The following is a 17,938-nucleotide window of genomic DNA, read 5'->3' as shown; positions in this document are numbered from 1 at the left end:
AGACTCGTGGCGCATGACAAGCTCCGAAGACGTGCTCCGTTCGTGGTGAGCGTGTCGAACCACGCTTCTAGAACCAAGGCGCGCTGTCTTGGCTTTTCGATGTCCCGCGAAGAGCGTGGTTCGACAGGCTCACCACGAACGACACTTGAGCGGTCTCGATTTTCAGGCGGGGTTTTGCATGCGCCCTAGTGGCATCGTGCCCGATACCGGCACCGCGATCACCGCATCTTGAAATCGATCGGCACCGTCACCGCACCGCTTACCGCCTGGCCATCGCGCTGGGCGGGCTGGAAGCGCCAGCGGCGCACGGCGTCCACCGCAGCGCGATCCAGATCACGGGAGCCGCTGCGCTGGGCCACATCGACAGCGGTGGGAACGCCGTCCGCGCCCACTTCCACCCGCACCATCACCGTGCCTTCCGCGCCATTGCGCATGGCAGACGGCGGGTACTCGGGCGCGGGTGTCTGGCCGGGGATCGGCACGGGCACGTCGCCGGGGGCGAGCGGAACACCCGCCGCCGACGGCGTGGCATCGGCCGGTGCCACGGGCATCGGTGTTTCCGACACGGGCGCGGGCATCGGCTTTTCTTCCACCAGCTGCGGGCGCTCCTCGGCGGCCGGTCGTGGTGCGGGTTCTTCCATGCCGCTGGCGCCATCGCCGGTGGAAAGGGGCTCGGGCAGCGCCTCGACCGGCAGCGATTTTCCCGGCACGGTGGCTTCCGGCGTGTAGAAACCGTCGTCGCGGCCCGCCCACCAGACGATCACGAACAGCAGCAGGCCGATGCCGAAGGCGATGGCGGCGTTGCGCAGGGCGGTGCGGGGCAGGCGGAAGGTGAAGTGCGGTTCGTGCGGTTGCTGGGCCGACATGGGAATCACCGGTGAAGTCGCGCCGATTCTTGCACAGCCGCCGTTAACCGCGCGGGCAACCGGTCGCAGATGGGCGATAATGCCGGCTTCCCACGCCAGACTGCTGTTTCCATGCTCGATCCCGTCCTGCTCCGCACCCAGCCCGCCGAACTCGCCCAGCGCCTCAAGGAGGCCCGCGGTTTCGACCTGGACGTGTCCCGCATCGCCGACCTGGAAGCCGCGCGCAAGCAGATCCAGAAGCGCACCGAGGAACTGCAGAACCTGCGCAACACCCGCTCCAAGGCCATCGGCCAGGCCAAGGCCAAGGGCGAGGACGTGTCCGCGCTGATGGCGGAAGTGGCCGGCTTCGGCGACGAGCTGAAGGCCTCGGAAGTGAAGCTGGACGAGATCCGCGCCGAGATCGAAGGCATCGCCCTGGGCATTCCCAACCTGCCGCACGCCAGCGTGCCGGTGGGCAGCGATGAGGCCGGCAACGTCGAACAGCACCGCTGGGGCACGCCGCGCGCGTTCGACTTCCCGGTGAAGGATCACGTCGAACTCGGCGCCCGCCACGGCTGGCTGGACGCCGACACCGCCGCCAAGCTGTCCGGCGCGCGCTTCACCGTGCTGCGTGGCCAGCTGGCCCGCCTGCATCGTGCGCTGGCGCAGTTCATGCTCGACCTGCACACCAACGAACACGGCTACGAAGAGACCAGCGTGCCGGTGATCGTCAACGCCGATTCCATGCGCGGCACCGGCCAGCTGCCGAAGTTCGAGGAAGACCTGTTCGCCACCCAGTTGGGCGAACACAAGCGCTACCTGATCCCGACCTCGGAAGTGCCGCTGACCAACATCGTGCGCGACGAGATCCTCGACGACGCCCGCCTGCCGCTGCGCATGACGGCGCATTCGATGTGCTTCCGCTCGGAAGCCGGCAGCGGCGGCCGCGACGTGCGCGGCATGATCCGCCAGCACCAGTTCGAGAAGGTGGAACTGGTCTCCATCGCGCGCCCGTTTGAGAGCTACGACGAGCAGGAGCGCATGACCCGCGCCGCCGAGACCGTGCTGGAGAAGCTGGGCCTGCCGTACCGCCGCATGCTGCTGTGCACCGGCGACATGGGCTTCGGCGCCACCAAGACCTTCGACCTGGAAGTCTGGCTGCCGTCGCAGGACATGTACCGCGAGATCTCTTCGTGCTCCAACTGCGAAGACTTCCAGGCCCGCCGCATGCAGGCCCGCTGGCGCAACCCGGCCACCGGCAAGCCCGAGCCCGTGCACACGCTCAACGGCTCCGGCACCGCCGTCGGCCGTGCGCTGATCGCGGTGATGGAGAACTACCAGAACGCCGACGGCTCGATCACCGTGCCTGAGGTGCTGCGGCCGTACATGGGCGGGGCGGAACAGATCGCCTGACGCCTGTTCCTCCTCCCGCGCGGAGAAGGTGGAGCAAATGCCTTCTCCCCGCCAGCGGGGAGAAGGTGCCCGGAGGGCGGATGAGGGGCTGCTGTTCGCTCGGGTCTTTCCGTCCCGCTGTCTGCTTCTGATCGAACGTCGGGGGCGAGTGAGCGCTTCCGGCATCCCGTCTCCGCTCGCCCCTCACCCGCCTTCGGCACCCTCTCCCCGCGCGCGGGGAGAGGGGAGCATCAAGCCTTCTTCGCACGTCCCTTCGTCGCCTTTGCCACCTTGGCGAGCACCGCCGCGCGGCCCAGGTCGCGCAACGCATCCTTGCCGACCCAGCGTCGCGCCGGATCGTCGGTCGCCGCCAGCGCGGTGGCCCGGTCGATCGCTTCGGCATGCAGCGCCGCATTGCGGTGGCCGATGGCACGCAGCGCCCAGCTCACGCCCTTGCTGGCGAAGTTGCGCGCATCGCCAGCCGCCGCGTCCACGTGGGCCAGCCCGGCGAGGAAGGGCGCATCCGGCGTGTGGCGGTCGTGCACCGCCAGTCCGGCGAGCAGCGCGAACGCCGCGCGTTTTTCGAACTCACCGCGCTTGAGCGCCCAGGCATCGATCCGTCCCCATGCATGCGGACTGCGGTCGAACAGGTGCAGGCACAGCGTGTCGCAGACCGCCCAGTTGTCGAACTGTCGGCACCAGCGGTCCATCTGCGCAGGGGTGAGGTGCGTGGGATCGGCGATGAAGGCCACCAGCAGGCGGGCTTCGTAGATGCCGCTGTCCCAGAGGGGGTGGGCCATGGCGTGACGACGGCCAATGCGCTTGCCCAGCGCCTGGATCTCGCGCATCGGTACGCCCAGCGCGTGCGTGTCGGGAATGCCGTATCGCGCCAGCCCGGCGCGGTGGTCCGGGCGGGCGGCGGCTTTCAGCAGGGCCAGCGCCTCTGGGGCGTCGATCGCGTCGGGCGTGGTGTTCCGGGCGGGCATCGGCGGGTGGCGGAAACGGGTGCCGGCAGCATACCGGCCCCGTCCCGCGACCCGAAGGCTCAGGCCGCCTTGCGCAGCGGTGCGGGGATGCTGGCCAGCGCGGTTTCGATGGCTTCGGCCTTGTGCTGCGGCGAATACGCCACGCGCTCGGCACGAATGAACTCCACGTCGGTGATGCCGAGGAAGCCGAACACCTGCTTCAGGTACGGCGCCACGAAGTCGATCGCCGTACCGGCGTATTCGCCACCGCTGGCCTCGGCCACGATCACCTGCTTGCCGCCGGCCAGGCCGACGGGGCCGTTCTCGGTGTACTTGAAGGTACGGCCGGCCACCGCCACGCGGTCGATCCAGGCTTTCAGCGTGGACGGGACGCCGAAGTTGTAGCGCGGCACGCCGACCACGATGACATCGGCGGCCAGGAATTCCTGCATCGCCTGCTCGGCGGCTTGTACGGCGGCGGCATCGCCCCCACCCAGTACGGCGTTGGTCAGGTGCGGAAGCGGGTTGGCGTCGAGGTCGCGGTAGGTGACCTCCAGCCCGGGCACGCTGTCCTGCCAACGGGCTACGATGGCGGCGGTGAGCTGTCGGCTGACCGAATTGTCGGCCAGGGCGCTGCTGTCGATATGCAATAGTTTCATGGTGGTTCTCCGGTCGGGATGCGGCCTCAACCGCGTTGGAGAATACTGTAGGTCGTTGCATTGATGGGATAAACGTGGTTAAACGTCACTGATCGTTCTAAAGGCGAGACTAATTCATGCAGCACGACCTCAATGACCTCTATTACTTCGCGATGGTGGTGGACCACGGCGGCTTCGCCGCGGCGGAACGGGCGCTGGGCATCCCCAAGTCCCGCCTGAGCCGGCGCATCAGCCAGTTGGAGACCGACCTGGGCGTACGCCTGCTGCAGCGCTCCACCCGCCGCTTCGCGGTGACGGACGTGGGCATGAGCGTGCACCGCCATGCGCAGACGATGCTGGCCGAAGCCCAGGCCGCGCGCGAGGTGGTCGATCGCCTGAGCGCGGAACCGCGTGGTGTGGTGCGTGTCAGCGTGCCGGTGGCGGTGGCGCAGATGCAGTTGCCGAAGATCCTGCCGGCCTTCCTCGACAAGTATCCGAAGGTGCGGTTGCAGCTGCACGTCAACAACCGCCGCGTGGACATCATCAACGAGGGTTACGACGTGGCCCTGCGCGTGCGCGCCAAGCTGGACGACGACGGCAGCCTGGTGATGCGCAGCTTCGGCCAGATCCAGGAATTGCTGGTGGCCAGCCCGAAGTACCTCAACCGCGCCGGCCGCCCGAAGGTGCCGGAAGACCTGGCCGAGCACGTCACGCTCAGCATCAGCGAGGACGAGGCGCGACAGCGCTGGGAGCTGCATGGGCCCAATGGCGAGGTGCGCCGCATCGAGTTGAATCCGCGCCTGGCGGGGTTCGATTTCCCGCTGCTGCAGTCGATGGCGAAGGACGGTTACGGCATCACGCTGCTGCCGGAGACGGTGTGCGCCGACGCGGTGCGCAAGGGCGAGCTGGAGGTGGTGCTGCCGGAGTGGAGCCTGCCGCAGGGCATCTGCCATGCGGTGTTCGCCTCGCGCCGGGGCATGTTGCCGGCGGTGCGGGTGTTCATCGATTTCCTGGCCGAGCACCTGCCGCAGCAGATCGAATCTTCGCGCCTGGATTGCGGCGGCAAGTGTTCGGAGGAGAAGGAGAAGGCCATCGCGATGGCCATCGACAACACCAAGGCGGGCAAGGTGAAGAAGGCCTCGTAAGCCACGGGCAGGGTGTTCGTGCGAAAATGCCGTCCGGCCTGCAAGGGGCCGGGCGCGCCGCCGGGGCAGGGTGGCGATGCACCGCGATGGGGTCGCGGGCAGTTCCAGACAACGGAGAGATGGCCGAGCGGTTTAAGGCAGCAGTCTTGAAAACTGCCGTAGGTGCAAGCCTACCGTGGGTTCGAATCCCACTCTCTCCGCCACTTCGGCAACCATGAAATGTAGGATGGGTTGAGCGTAGCGATACCCATCGCTTCGGGGTGTCTTATCTCCGCGCTGATTGGTAATCGGCTTTGTCGTTGAAAGGCGCTACGCTCATCCCATCCTGCGTGTTGGAGGAACCGGTCATGCGTCGTCTTCTAGTGCTGGCATTGCTCCTTCTCCATGGGGCCGCGTGGGCCTCCGACCCGCCGGCGCGCGTCATCGTCGTAGGCACCTACCACTTCAGCAATCCGGGTCAGGACCAGGCCAACGTGGAGTCGGTGGACGTCACGGTGCCCCGGCGTCAGGCAGAACTGCAGGCGGTGACCGATGCCCTGGCCGGGTTCCAGCCGACATTCGTTGGCGTCGAGTGGCCGGCTGAAGCGGCGCGCGACAACTACGCGCGTTATCTCGACGGCACGCTGCCGGCCTCCCGCAATGAGGTTGTGCAGTTGGGATTCCGCTTGGCCAAGCAAGTCGGGCTCGAACGCGTTCACGGGCTGGATGTCCCGGGTGACTTCCCATTCGAACCGTTGAGCGCGTGGGCGCAGGCCAATGGCAAGTCAGGCGATCTGCAAGCACTGATGGCGCAGGCCCAGGGCATCACGGCGCGCATTACCGCACTGCAGACCACCCACAGCATCGGCGGCGTGCTGCGCGAAATGAATACCCCGCAAGCCCTCGATGAGGCCGCGAGCTTCTACGCGGAGTTCCTGCGCTACGGAAGCGGCGAGCAACAGCCCGGTGTCGAACTCAATGCCGCCTGGGCGAAGCGCAATTTCGCGATCTGCGCGCGCCTGCTGCAGGCCCTCAAGCCCGGTGATCGCGCGGTGGTGTTCTACGGCCAAGGACACGTTCCTCAGCTGGCAGCCTGTTTGCGGTCTGCGCCGGGCGTCGAGCTTGTCGAGGCGGGGGCGTTTCTTCCGGCCTCTTGACCGCAAGAAAGGTGGGATGGGTTGAGCGTAGCGATACCCATCGGTTCGTTGTGTCGGATGGTCCGTGATGATGGGTATCGCTGCGCTCAACCCATCCTACGTCCTAGCGGTGCTAAGTTCGAAGAATCGGGAAGACATATGGCTCAGAAATACATCGATCTTCGTCCACACGGACTAATCATCACGACGTACGAGCGTGTCTTCCGGGACATAGAATCAGGCATCACTAAGCCTGTTCCCGTTGAGGTGGGCGAGAACAATTACATGCTTCGCTTGCCGCAGCGCGATGTCCCGCATGCAATCATTCTGAAGCTGGCGAAAATCCTTAGCGCCCTGCATGCCGCTTTTATTCTATTGAATGAGGGGCACGTTATGGAACAAGCGATAATTCAAAGAACTATCGACGAAGCAAATGAAGATGTGCTGTTCCTTTCGCTTGCAATCACAGAGGGCGAAACAGACCTCCACCGAAGGTTTCTGAGTGGCTTTTGGGAAGAAGAGTTCGAGGATTTCGAACATACCGTTGCATCGCACAAGACTAGAGATCAAGTGCGGAGGAAGAAGATTCACGCTTATAACTCTAGTTTTCTAGATAATCCGAGTGGCGCGAATGTAGTCGCGAACGTCGTGCATAAAGCCTACTCCGGCTATGTGCACGGAGCAGCGCCACAGATCATGGAAATCTACGACGATCGTAGCGAGATGTTCCTGGTGCGCGGCATGCATGGTACGCACAAGATTGTCGACTACGCGGACGATGTATGGAACGTGGTTTACCGAGCGGGCCTGTCTTTCATCTATGCGACGAGAGCGCTTGGGATGGAAGCGCACTCGGAAATGGTCCATCGGAGGCTTCAGCTCTTTCAAGAGCAAACCGGACGTGATGGGGGGCTGCCTAGTATTGCGACCTCAACGGACGAGACCCCCGCAGGAAATGAAAGGCCGCGTACTTAGGCCCGTAGGATGGGTTGAGCGCAGCGATACCCATCAGTAGCGCTCTCCGAAGCCAGCGTCGTTTTCAGCGCAAGCCCAATTCTCCGTCAACACCCCATCCTGCACAAACCGATGGAATGTGGAGTAAGGCCAATCCACATCACGCGCCACGTGCCCATGCTTCACCGGATTCCAGTGGATGTAGTCCACATGCCGCGCGAAGTCGGCCTCATCGCGTATCAGATGCTCCCAATATCGCCGTTGCCAGATGCCGCGCTCGCCTTCGTTGATACGGCTCGCGCGTCGATGTTCGCCGTGGGGCAGGTGGCGTGAAAACCAGGTCTTGATAAGGCGCCAGCGCAGGGGGAAATCGGCGTCGCCGGATGGTAAGGTCAAGATGGCGTGCAGGTGATCCGGAAGCACGACCATGGCGTCGATATCGAACGGATGGCGGCGGCGCACGTACCGGAATGCATCGCGTAACAGGTCGATGTGGTCGACCAGCAGCGTTTCACGACGGTCGGCGAGATTGACGGTGAAGAAGTAGGTGGCACCGGGGATGAGGGTGCGTCGGTAGTCGGTCATTCCTTGACCTCGGGGATGGTGTTGATGGGTGTCGCTTCGCTCGACCCATCCTACGACCATTCGGGAGCCGATCCTCTACCCGTCGTCCGTTAGACTGCGATCAAGCCTCAACGCAACGCCACCAGCATGAAACTCACCCCCACCCCCCTCACCGCCGCCATCGCCGGCCTCTTCGCCGGCATCGTGATGCCGTTGATCTGGCCGCGATTGGGGGACGAGACGTTGAACTGGGTGTTCGCGTTCCTGCTGGTGGTCGCGCTGCCGGTGCATGTGCTGGTCGTGGGTTTCACTCCGTCACGCGAAGCGCGGGCGGCCGGGGCACTGGATGCCGCGTTGCTCAAGCGCGTGACGATCTGGCTGGTGGCGGCCGTGGCGACGGTCGCGCTGATGAAGATCCTGTTGGCGTAACCGACGGGCCGACGCGTCGGGTGCTGCCAACCCCGTGACTTCCGACGCTTAACCCACTCCCTGGAGTCCGTATCATCGGGCTGAAACAGGAGGGGTCATGCGTCCACTGCTCGGAATCTGCCTGCTCGCCATGCTGCCGTTCGCCGCGTCTGCGGCAGGACCTGCGCCGCATCCCATTCCCACCCGCGCCGCGCTGGATGCCGAAGTCGCCGCTGCGATGAAGGCCGCGCAGGCCAACGGCCTTGCCATCGCGGTGATCGACGATGGCAAGGTGGTGCACGTGGCCGCCTACGGCCAGCGCAATGCGAAAGGCGATCCGTTGCAGACCGACACCGTGATGTACGGCGCCTCGCTGACCAAGGCGGTGTTCGCCTACACCGTGATGCAACTGGTGGAGGAGGGCAGGCTCGACCTGGACCGTCCCGTCGGCGAGTACCTCGACAAGCCGCTGACCGAGTACCCGGCCGAAGACGCCTACGGCCCGTGGCCCGATCTGGCCGGCGATCCGCGCTGGAAGACGATCACCGCACGCCACCTGCTGACCCACAGCAGCGGCTTCGCCAACTTCGCCTACCTCGAACCCGACGGGAAGCTGCGCTTCCACTTCGATCCCGGCACCCGTTATGCGTACTCGGGCGAGGGCCTGATCCTGCTGCAGTACGTGATCGAGCGCGGGCTGGGCCTGGACCTCGGCGCGGAGATGCAGCGGCGCGTGTTCGACCGTTTCGGCATGCCGAACACCAGCATGATCTGGCGCCCCGACTTCGCCGCCAACCTCGCCGATGGCTGGACAGAAGACGGCACCGTCGAGCCGCACGACGAACGTAGCCGCGTGCGTGCCGCCGGTTCGATGGATACCACCATCGCCGACATGGCGAACGTCGCCGCGGCGTACATCAACGGCGAGGGCTTGCGCGCGGACACGTTCGCCGCGATGACGTCGCCGCAACGGCCGATCACGACGGCTTCGCAATTCCCCACGTTGCAGGACGAACTCCCGCCCGCGCAGCGCCGCAAGGACCTGGCCGCCGGGCTGGGCGTGGTGGTGTTCGAGGGACCGCAGGGCCCCGGCTTCTACAAGGGCGGGCACAACGATTCCACCGGCAACACCTGGGTGTGCGTGAAGCAGCGCAGGCGCTGCGTGGTGATCCTGGGCAACGACGTGCGCGCCGAGCGCGCATTCCCGCGGCTGGTGGCCTTCGTGCTGGGGGAAACCGGCGTGCCGTGGAACTGGGAATACGGCAAGAAGGCGTTCATCGACTGACGCCGAGCGTGTCGCGAAGGTCGTTGGACCTTTTTTAGTCGCGCGCCACTCTTTTCCGGTGTCGCATGGGTCTTTTCCGGTCTCCCGATACCCGGACTGTGAGAAGAGAGACGCTTTTTCGGTCTCGCGTGGACCTTTTTCAGTGTCGCGCGGATCTTTTCCGGTCTCGCGACACCCTTACTGTGAGAAGAACGGATCTTTTCGGGTGTCGCGATACCCCTACTGTGAGAAGAACGGACCTTTCAGGGTGTCGCGACACTCTTTGTGTGAGAAGAGACGTACGGGCGCCCCCTGCGCCCGCCGGAAAGGCAGGCGCTGGGCAGGCGCCGGTCGGTGAGGGTCAGTCCAACCGCTCCAGCAACACCTTCGCCACACCCACCGCCGAGGCCGGGTTCTGGCCGGTGATCAGTTCCCGATCGACCACCACGTTCGACTGCCACGGCTGGGCATTGCTGCGGTACTGCACGCCCGCCTGCTGCAGTGCCGTCTGCGGGTAGAACTTCATGCGGCCGCCGTTGAGCGCAGCCTTGGCCTGTTCTTCTTCCTCGTTGCTGATCACCGTGACCTGATAGCCGGCATAGATCCAGTCGGCCGGCGCCGGGGCGCGGTTGTCGCGCTCCATCCGCTGCACGAAGGCGGCGTTGCCCGGCAGCGTGGAGAGCAGGGCGATGGGGCCGTGGCAGACCAGGGCGGTGGGCTTGCCCTGCTGGTGGAAGTCGGTCAGCAGGCGGCCCAGCGCCGGGCTGGCCAGCAGGTCCTGCATGGGCGCGTGGCCGCCGGGCATGTAGACGGCGTCGAATTCGCCGTAACCGATCTGTTCCACCCGGGCCAGGCTGAGCACCGGCGACTGGGTGGCGGACGTCAGCTTCAACTGCGCCAGCAGGTCGGCGTGCGATTGCAGGCTGGCAGCGTCGTTGCCGAAGTAGGCCTTGTCCACCGAGGTGCGGTCCACCGTCGGTGCGCGGCCTTCCGGCGTGGCGAAGGTGATCTCGTGGCCGGCGTCGCGCAGCGCCTTGACCGGCTGCATCAGTTCGTTGAGGTAGAAGCCGGTGGGGTAGATCTGGCCGTCGCGCAGGTCGAGGTGGTCGGCATCGGACAGCACCACCAGTACGTGGGCGGCCTGGGCGTTGGCCGAGGCGACGGCGAGCAGGACGGCAGCGGCGAGGGGGGCGAGCAGTTTCATGTGGGTCTCCGGTGCGGGCGGGAAGCCCGGGATGGCGCGCACTGTATTCCCGGCGCGCGAGGCGATAAATTGGTCCGAGAGGGATTCATCTGTTCTCCGGAGGCAAGAATGGCGCGACGGTTCGATCACCTGGCCGATGTCGAGGCGCTGGTGGCGGTGGTGGATCACGGCTCGCTGACCGCCGCGGCGGTGGCGCTGTCCACCACGCCGTCGGTGATCAGCCGCGCGGTCGCCCGGCTGGAGACGCGGCTGGGCAACCAGTTGCTGCGGCGGACCACGCGCCGGACCAGCCTGACCGAGGCCGGCCGCCTGTACGTGGAACAGGCGCGTGCCGCGTTCCACCTGATCGACGATGCCGAGCGCGCGGTGCAGGGCGAGGCCGGCACGCTCAGCGGGCAGGTGCGGCTCAGCGTGCCGACCACCTACGGCCACTACCGGCTGCCGTGGCTGCTGCGGGACTTCGTGCAGCAGCACCCGCAGGTGCGGCTGGAAGTGAACATCGCCAACCGCAACGTGGACCTGGTGGCCGAGGGCTACGACCTGGCCATCCGGCTGGGCGCGCTGCCCGACAGCGGGCTGGTGGGCAGGACGCTGGAGGACGCGACGCTCAGCGTGGTGGCCTCACCGGACTACCTGGCTGCGCATGGCACGCCGCAGACGCTGGACGACCTGGCGGCGCATGCATGCCTGCCGTTCGTGCTGCCCAGCAGCGGACGCGTGGCGCCGTGGCTGTTCCGCGTGGACGGCGGTGACGTGGACTGGGTGCCGTGCTCGCGCATCGAGGTGTCCGATGACGTGCTGGGCGTGGTGTCGCTGGCACAGGCCGGCGTGGGCATCTGCCAGACGTACGACTTCATCATCGATGCCTGCACGCGTCGCGGGGCGGAGCTGGTGCGTGTGTTGCCGCACCTGTCGGGACGCACGCGTCCGTTCTCGTTGATCTACGCGCCGCACCGTCGCCTCTCCGCGGCATCGCGCGCGTTGATCGATGCGCTGGTGTCGGCGACCACGATGCGTGCGTGAGCGTGGCTCGCACGTGATGCACGTGCAGTGATGTTGGAAAAGGTGCGGATTTCCCGGCGAAATTCAACGTTCTTAACATCGCGTTGACCTTCGCGTGAGCGATGCGGACTACAATGCTGCATCGCATCAGTCGATGTCCGCGTCCACATCCGGGGAAGGACGCGCATCTGCAGCGCGCTTGCGCGCAGCGTGTTCCGCACGCGGCAACCCTCTTCCTGCGCCTGCCTTGCAGCGCCTTTCCGATGCGATCAATCCCCGCCTGCGTCCGTTGACGCGTCGCGTCGTGCCTCCGTGCGCGGCACACCACCCACTGGGAGTGCACCTGCATGAGCCTGTTGAAGAAAACCCCCGATCCATTGCTGCTGGCCACCGACCTGGACGGCACGTTCCTGGCCGGCGATCCGGTCGCGCGCAAACAGCTGTATCACCTGGTCGACGCGCATCCCGGCGTGCAACTCGCCTGGGTCACCGGGCGAGGGCGCGAGGCGATCCTGCCGCTGCTGGCCGATCCCGGCCTGCCCACGCCGGACTACCTGATCTGCGATGTGGGCGCCACCGTGCTGCGCACCGCCGACATGCAGCCGATCCAGCCGCTGCAGTCGGCGATCGAAGCGCGCTGGCCGGGTGAGCACGTGGTGGCGGAGGCGATGCACCGCTTCCCGACGCTGGTGCGGCAGGAAGTGCCGCAGGAACGCCGCTGCTCGTACTACTGCCATCCGGAACAGCTGTCGACCATCCACGCCGAGGTGGACGCCGTGGCGGCATCGCTGGGCTGCGAGGTGCTGTATTCGGCCGACCGTTACCTGGACATCCTGCCGCGCGACACACGCAAGGGCAGCACGCTGACGGCGCTGGTGGCCGAACTCGATCTGGAACACGGCCGCGTGCTGGTGGCCGGCGACACGCTCAACGACCTGTCGATGTACGGTGAAGGTTTCCCCGGCGTGTGCGTGGGCGACTCCGAGCCCGCGCTGCTCGCCGCCACCGCCGGCATGGACCAGGTGCTGCATGCGGAGGCGCCGGGTTGCGGCGGTATCCTGCAGGCGATGGCGCACTTCGACCTGTTGCGGGCCGACGATTACGCGCCGCCCACGCACGCGCCCGGCAAGGCGGAACTGGTGATGGTCTACCACCGCCTGCCGTATGAAGAACACATCGTCGACGGCAAGCGCGTGCGTCGCCCGCACAGTTCGCCCAACGGCATCATTCCCAGCCTGCTGAGTTTCTTCGGCGAGGGCCAGCCCGGCTCGTGGGTGGCCTGGACGGTGGACGATCCGAAGGGACCGCCGTTGGAGGTGCACACGCCGGTGGATGCGGCGCGCTACCCCGGCCTCACTGCGACCCACGTGCCGTTGAGCAAGCACGAGGTGGACGTGTTCTACAAGCGCTTCTCGAAAGAAGCGTTCTGGCCCGTGATCAACAGCTTCTGGGAGCGCGCGCGCTTCAACGAGGACGACTGGGCGCTGTTCAAGCGCGTCAACCGCCGCTTTGCCGAAGCCGCCGCCGCCGAGGCCGCCCCGGGCGCGACGGTGTGGCTGCACGACTACAACCTGTGGATGGTGCCGTCGGTGCTGCGCGAGCTGCGTCCGGACGTGACCATCGCCTTCTTCCACCACACCCAGTTCCCGTCGGCCGACATCTTCGCGATCCTGCCGTGGCGCCGCGAGATCCTCGGCAGCCTGCTGGCGTGCGACTACGTGGGCTTCCACATCCCGCGCCACGCGGAAAACTTCACCGACGCCGTACGCAGCACGTTCCCGGTGGAAGTCACCGCGCGCGCCCAGTGCGCGCCGCGCTTCCTGACATTCGGCTGCGCGGTGGGCGTGGAGGACATGGCGACCGAACTGCGCATCGACGGCCGCACGGTGCGCATCGGCGCGCATCCCATCGGCACCGACGTGGGCCGCATCCGGGCGTGCCTGGAAACGGAGCAGGTGGCCGAGGACATCGTGCGCATCCGCGACGAGATCGGCCGGCGCAAGCTGGTGCTGTCGATCGAGCGGCTGGACTACACCAAGGGCATCCTGCAGAAGCTGCATGCGTTCGAGCGCCTGCTGGACGAGTCCCCGGAACTGCAGGGCGAAGTGACGCTGGTACTGGTGTGCGTGCCGGCCGCGAAGGAGATGACGGTATACCGCCCGCTGCAGCAACAGATCGAACAGGCGGTGGGCCGGATCAACGGGCGGCTGTCGCAGCTGGACTGGACGCCGGTGCGTTTCTTCGCACGCGTGCTGCCATTCGCCGACGTGGTGGCGCACTACGCCGCCGCCGATGTCATGTGGATCACGCCGCTGCGCGATGGCCTGAACCTGGTGGCGAAGGAGTTCGTCGCCGTGCAGGGCCTGGAGGGTGGCGATGGCGTGCTGGTGTTGTCGGAATTCGCCGGCGCGGCGGCGGAACTGAAGGGCGCGGTGCTGACCAATCCGCACGATCCTGCGGATCTCGCGCGCGCATTGCGGCACGCGCTGGTGATGACACCGGGTGAGCGCGAAGACCGCCAGCGCAGGCTGTACGACATCGTCCGCCACTACGATCTGTCGCGCTGGGGCAGGGAGTTCCTTGCCGCAGCGCGGGGCGTGGAGGGTGAGGTAAATGCGGAAACGCGGACGGCCATCGCGGCTTAATGCATTTACCTTTGACTCGTCGCGCGCCTGCGTCGATAGTTGTGTCACACACGGGACAGGGAAACCCTTACATGCGCAACCTGCTGGTGCGGAGCATGGCCTGGATGCTGATCGCCGCGACGGCGCTGGTGCTGTTCGGCCTGCTGCAGATGCCCGAGCTCTGGCTGGGCGGCGGCAACGGCTGATCCTGCTGCCGCCAAAAGAAAACCCGACCAAAGAGGGTCGGGTCTGAAGGGGGAGTCCCCGGCTCCGGCAGTGCTGCTTGCTCAAGGCAGCGCCCGTTTCCATTGCAGAGCGGCCTTTCGTGGCCTGCGCAGGGCGTGCTGCCGGGGACGCGAGCATCGTCGTCGAAAGCCGTCACATTTGCCGTCGGTCGTCGCCCCGACGTGCTGTAGGAAAAATCCTACCCGCTCATGCCGTGTGCGTTGTCAGGCGAACAAGCCGTTGATCGCGCCATAGCCCATTGCCTGGGGATCGGGCAGGGCGGTGCGGTCATCGCGCAGGAATTCCTCCACCTGCGCACCCAGGCGTCCGTACATCGACTCGGCTAGCGCCGAGCCGGTGCTGATGCGGCGCACGCCGAGACGTTCCAGCGCGGCGAGATCCTGCAACTGCGGGCGCAGCATCACGTTGAGCGGCATGCCGCAGCGTGCGGCCAGGGTGGCGATGGCATCGGCGTCGATCAGGCCCGGCACGAACAGGCCATCGGCGCCGGCTTCGCGGTAGGCCTTGGCGCGTGCGAGGGTTTCGTCGATGCGCGCGGTTTCCGTGACCAGTCCGCGCAGGTAGACATCGGTGCGCGCGTTGATGAAGACGTCCAGCCCCTGCGCAGCGCAAGCGGTCCGGATCGCGCGGATCTTGGCGGCGAGGAGTACGGGCTCGCCTGCGCCGTCTTCCAGGTTGATGCCTGCAGCGCCGGCCTGCACCACGCGCATCACCGTGCCGGCAGCGGTGGCAGGGTCGTCGGAGTAACCGCCTTCCACATCGACGGTCAATGGCACATGGAGGGCGCGCACGATGCCGCCCACGGCGTGCAGCAGTGCATCGGGCTGGAGGCGGTCGCCATCCGGATACCCCAGCGCCCATGCCAGGCCGGCGCTGGTGGTCGCCACGGCGGGGGCGCCAAGGTGTTCGATCAGGCGTGCGGTGCCGGCATCCCACGCGTTGGCGAGGCGCAGCAGGCCCTGCTGATGGAGCTGGCGGAAACGGGTGACGGCGTCAGAGGAGGCGGTCATGGGCAGCGGCCGGCATTGGAATGGGCATACAGGGTGCCATGCCGCCGCGCAGGCTACTCGCCGGATGCGGACGTCAATGCCGTCATCGGGCCCGCGATGTCAGGCGCAGAGCCGCCAGCCATTGAACAGGCGCCAGCGGCCGTCGCCGCCCTCGATGTTGATGGCGTAATCGAGCCCTTGCTGGTGACGCTGGTTGGCCAGCTTGATGGCGTAGCCCAGTGCCGCGCCGCGGCTGGCGAAGTGAAGGGGCGCGGACTCGTTGATGGAAAGCTCGTAGCTGCCGTCATCGGTGGCGTCGTGGAACAGGTCGAAAGTCATCATGGCGGCTGTTAGGGAAATGCGCGTGCCTGACACGAAATTACGCAGCGATCCGTGAGGTGGATGCGAATCCGCCCCCGGGGCCGTTCGCCCGGGTTCATCGATGTGGAGCCGGCGTCATGAAACCGTGCGCTGCAGCTGAATGCCGTACACGCCGTCTTCGCAAATGCCAACGTAAAACGTCGCCAGTGGTCGGGCAGGCGGAACCACCCCCTCCGTCCCCCGCGCAACCCTGCTTCCGAGCCGCAAGGCTGGCACCCAGGGCGCCACGAGAGAACCGAACGCAGCGCACCGGACACCCCCTGTTCCTTGCTGCGCCTGGCGGTGGACCGCGAGTCCGACACCGTCGCCGCCCGAAGAGCCAGGCGTGTTCTCGTCCATATGCAAACGGGCCCCCCAGGGCCCGTTTGCATGTGTGTTGAGGCAGGTGTGTTCAGGGCGCCGGAGCGGCATCCCAGGCGCGCAGACCCGCTTCCACCACGCGCAAGGCGTCGTCAACGCGGGCACGGTCCAGCTCGGCCGTGGTATCGCGCGGGCTGTGGATCACCTGCATCACCTTGGGCATCCGGTCCGGCTTGGCACCGCCGAAGACCGCGAGGATCGGGTCGATCTCGTCGCCGCCGACCAGCGAGAACGACACCGCCGGCCAGCCCGCCTTGAGGAAGGCCAGGTGGTCGGTGGGCGGGTATTTGTCGCCGGGCTGGAAACCGAGCTTCTCGTGCTGGCTGGCGGTACGCAGGGCGGCCACCAGCGGCGTGCCGGCGTCCGGCGCCATCATCCACAAGGTGTCGCCCCAGCCGAACACATCGAAGTTGACGTACAGCGCGGGCTTTTCGCGGCCGGGCGTGGCGACCCATGCGCGCGAGCCCAGCAGGCCCTTCTCTTCGAGATCCCAGAACGCGACCTGCACGCGATGGCCGGCGAGGGGTTTGGCCTTCAGGGCCTGCGCCAGTTCCAGCACGGCCGCCACGCCCGAGGCGTTGTCGGTCGCACCATGGCCCACGTCCACCTGGTCGTAATGCGCGCCGATCAGCAGCAGCGGCGCACCGTCGGGGCCACCGAGATCGGCGACGAGGTTGTGGCCGGCCTGGCCGTCCTGCTCGAACGCTTCGCGCTTCCACGCGATGCCCAGTGCGTCGAGCCGTCGGCTGATCGCATCGCCTCGCGCCGTGGTGTCGGCGTGCGCGCTGACATCGCCGACCTGCGTGTGCCAGCGATCGGAGACGCCGTCATCGGCCCAGGCGGGCATGATGGCAGCAAGGGAGAGCAACAGGGCAGCGCGGAGATACGGACGGATGCCGGGCATGTCGGATTCCTTTGGGAAAGCCGGAGTATGCCGCAGCGGATGCGTGTGCCGAATGTGGCTTCCTGCATGTAGCGACCCGACAACCGATAGAATGTTAATTGCGCGGCGATGGACGGCCACCTACGCTCGATCCGTACTTCAAGGCAACCGTTTCCCATGACGATCCGCGTTTTCCTCATCGACGACCATGCGCTCGTACGCACCGGCATGCGCCTCATCCTCGGTACGGAAACCGACATCGAGGTGGTGGGCGAAGCGGACACCGGCGAGGCCGCGTTGCCGATGGTGCGCCAGCTCAAACCGGACGTGGTGCTGTGCGACCTACATCTGCCGGGCTACAGCGGGCTTGAGGTGACCGAACGCATCGTGCGTGCCGACATGGGCGTGCGGGTGATCATCGTGTCGGTGCTGGAAGATGGCCCGTTGCCCAAGCGGTTGCTGGAAGCCGGTGCGTCGGGTTACCTCGGCAAGGCGGGCGATGCGGCCGAACTGATCCGTGCCGTGCGCGACGTGTCGCGCGGCAAGCGCTACCTGGGCAGCAACGTGGCGCAGAACCTCGCCCTGCATACGGTGGGCGGCGATGCGTCGCCATTCGATGCGCTGTCGCCGCGGGAACTTGAGGTCGCCATGCTGCTGACGCAGGGCCTGCGCCAGGAAGAGATCGCCAAGCGCCTGAGCCTGAGTGCGAAGACGGTGAACACGCACAAGACGCGGCTGTTCGAGAAGACCGGCGTGCAGGACAACATCGCCCTGGCGCGCCTGGCGGCGCAGTGGGGACTGATGGATCCGTCGCGCGCGCTCTGACCGACCCGCCCGGAACGTCCAATCCGACGAACCGGACCGCAGACGGAACTCCTCGCTGTTTCTCCACGTCATTTCAGCGAACGCTGGAATCCATTGCCCGTGCGTGCCGAGGTATCCACAGCAACGTCAAGATG

The 17,938-nt window shown here is 66.5% G+C and carries 17 protein-coding genes and 1 tRNA gene; 10 read left to right on the top strand and 8 right to left on the bottom strand.

The genetic code is table 11. The features are described 5' to 3' along the window. Positions 1–218 precede the first annotated feature (218 nt). Positions 219–866, bottom strand: coding sequence for an energy transducer TonB (locus IB223_RS15230; protein ID WP_192202614.1), 648 nt, complete (start codon positions 864–866; stop codon positions 219–221). 111 nt (positions 867–977) lie between these two features. Between IB223_RS15230 and serS the strand changes: the two genes are divergently transcribed. Beyond that, the gene (gene serS, locus IB223_RS15225) at positions 978–2,258 is read left to right on the top strand and encodes a serine--tRNA ligase (protein WP_192202613.1); all 1,281 of its coding nucleotides are present in this window, start codon (positions 978–980) and stop codon (positions 2,256–2,258) included. A gap of 230 nt (positions 2,259–2,488) precedes the next feature. Here the strand turns inward: serS and IB223_RS15220 are convergent, their stop codons facing one another. Then, positions 2,489–3,223: a DNA alkylation repair protein gene (locus IB223_RS15220; RefSeq protein WP_192202612.1), complete on the bottom strand. Its 735-nt coding sequence runs from the start codon at positions 3,221–3,223 to the stop codon at positions 2,489–2,491. A 59-nt stretch (positions 3,224–3,282) separates the two neighbouring features. Then, positions 3,283–3,861: an NAD(P)H-dependent oxidoreductase gene (locus tag IB223_RS15215; protein WP_192202611.1), complete on the bottom strand. Its 579-nt coding sequence runs from the start codon at positions 3,859–3,861 to the stop codon at positions 3,283–3,285. 116 nt (positions 3,862–3,977) lie between these two features. Between IB223_RS15215 and IB223_RS15210 the strand changes: the two genes are divergently transcribed. From IB223_RS15210 to IB223_RS15195, 4 genes are all read left to right on the top strand, one after another. Beyond that, on the top strand, positions 3,978–4,985 hold the full coding sequence (locus tag IB223_RS15210; RefSeq protein WP_225591123.1) for a LysR family transcriptional regulator: 1,008 nt from the start codon (positions 3,978–3,980) through the stop codon (positions 4,983–4,985). A 113-nt stretch (positions 4,986–5,098) separates the two neighbouring features. After that, positions 5,099–5,188: transfer RNA gene (locus IB223_RS15205), tRNA-Ser, on the top strand. 144 nt (positions 5,189–5,332) lie between these two features. Then, on the top strand, positions 5,333–6,121 hold the full coding sequence (locus IB223_RS15200) for a DUF5694 domain-containing protein (RefSeq protein ID WP_192202610.1): 789 nt from the start codon (positions 5,333–5,335) through the stop codon (positions 6,119–6,121). Between the two features lie 138 nt (positions 6,122–6,259). Further along, positions 6,260–7,075 (top strand): hypothetical protein, encoded by an 816-nt coding sequence (locus IB223_RS15195; protein ID WP_192202609.1) that lies wholly within the window; start codon positions 6,260–6,262, stop codon positions 7,073–7,075. A gap of 33 nt (positions 7,076–7,108) precedes the next feature. Here IB223_RS15195 and IB223_RS15190 read toward each other — a convergent pair whose 3' ends face one another. Further along, on the bottom strand, positions 7,109–7,639 hold the full coding sequence (locus IB223_RS15190) for a transposase (RefSeq protein WP_192202608.1): 531 nt from the start codon (positions 7,637–7,639) through the stop codon (positions 7,109–7,111). A 126-nt stretch (positions 7,640–7,765) separates the two neighbouring features. Here IB223_RS15190 and IB223_RS15185 point away from each other — a divergent pair, with 126 nt between their 5' ends. Further along, a complete protein-coding gene (locus tag IB223_RS15185; RefSeq protein ID WP_192202607.1) occupies positions 7,766–8,047 on the top strand; it encodes a hypothetical protein in 282 nt (93 codons plus the stop codon). Between the two features lie 130 nt (positions 8,048–8,177). Then, a complete protein-coding gene (locus IB223_RS15180; protein WP_225591147.1) occupies positions 8,178–9,311 on the top strand; it encodes a serine hydrolase domain-containing protein in 1,134 nt (377 codons plus the stop codon). A 340-nt stretch (positions 9,312–9,651) separates the two neighbouring features. On the opposite strand, the gene IB223_RS15175 is transcribed toward IB223_RS15180, so the two are convergent. Next, the gene (locus IB223_RS15175; RefSeq protein WP_192202605.1) at positions 9,652–10,494 is read right to left on the bottom strand and encodes a type 1 glutamine amidotransferase domain-containing protein; all 843 of its coding nucleotides are present in this window, start codon (positions 10,492–10,494) and stop codon (positions 9,652–9,654) included. A gap of 108 nt (positions 10,495–10,602) precedes the next feature. Between IB223_RS15175 and IB223_RS15170 the strand changes: the two genes are divergently transcribed. Both IB223_RS15170 and ggpS read left to right on the top strand, forming a co-directional pair. Further along, the gene (locus tag IB223_RS15170; protein WP_192202604.1) at positions 10,603–11,517 is read left to right on the top strand and encodes a LysR family transcriptional regulator; all 915 of its coding nucleotides are present in this window, start codon (positions 10,603–10,605) and stop codon (positions 11,515–11,517) included. A gap of 326 nt (positions 11,518–11,843) precedes the next feature. Beyond that, positions 11,844–14,141, top strand: coding sequence for a glucosylglycerol-phosphate synthase (ggpS, locus tag IB223_RS15165; RefSeq protein ID WP_225591122.1), 2,298 nt, complete (start codon positions 11,844–11,846; stop codon positions 14,139–14,141). Between the two features lie 428 nt (positions 14,142–14,569). Here ggpS and IB223_RS15160 read toward each other — a convergent pair whose 3' ends face one another. The 3 genes from IB223_RS15160 to IB223_RS15150 all read right to left on the bottom strand — a co-directional run bounded on the left by IB223_RS15160 (position 14,570) and on the right by IB223_RS15150 (position 17,000). Then, complete coding sequence (locus IB223_RS15160; RefSeq protein ID WP_192202603.1) at positions 14,570–15,376, bottom strand: isocitrate lyase/phosphoenolpyruvate mutase family protein; 807 nt, start codon at positions 15,374–15,376, stop codon at positions 14,570–14,572. A 99-nt stretch (positions 15,377–15,475) separates the two neighbouring features. Next, positions 15,476–15,697, bottom strand: a complete 222-nt coding sequence (locus IB223_RS15155) for a hypothetical protein (protein WP_192202602.1) — start codon at positions 15,695–15,697, stop codon at positions 15,476–15,478. Between the two features lie 430 nt (positions 15,698–16,127). Beyond that, entirely contained in the window at positions 16,128–17,000 is an 873-nt protein-coding gene (locus tag IB223_RS15150) for a M28 family metallopeptidase (RefSeq protein WP_192202601.1), read from the bottom strand. Positions 17,001–17,156: 156 nt separating this feature from the next. Between IB223_RS15150 and IB223_RS15145 the strand changes: the two genes are divergently transcribed. Beyond that, a complete protein-coding gene (locus tag IB223_RS15145; protein WP_192202600.1) occupies positions 17,157–17,804 on the top strand; it encodes a response regulator in 648 nt (215 codons plus the stop codon). The last annotated feature ends 134 nt before the right edge of the window (positions 17,805–17,938 follow it).

It is taken from the genome of Pseudoxanthomonas sp. PXM03, assembly GCF_014852005.1.
Lineage (GTDB): Bacteria > Pseudomonadota > Gammaproteobacteria > Xanthomonadales > Xanthomonadaceae > Pseudoxanthomonas_A.
Note: the sequence above shows the minus strand (reverse complement) of the source record. Positions and strands in the feature narration are given on the sequence as shown.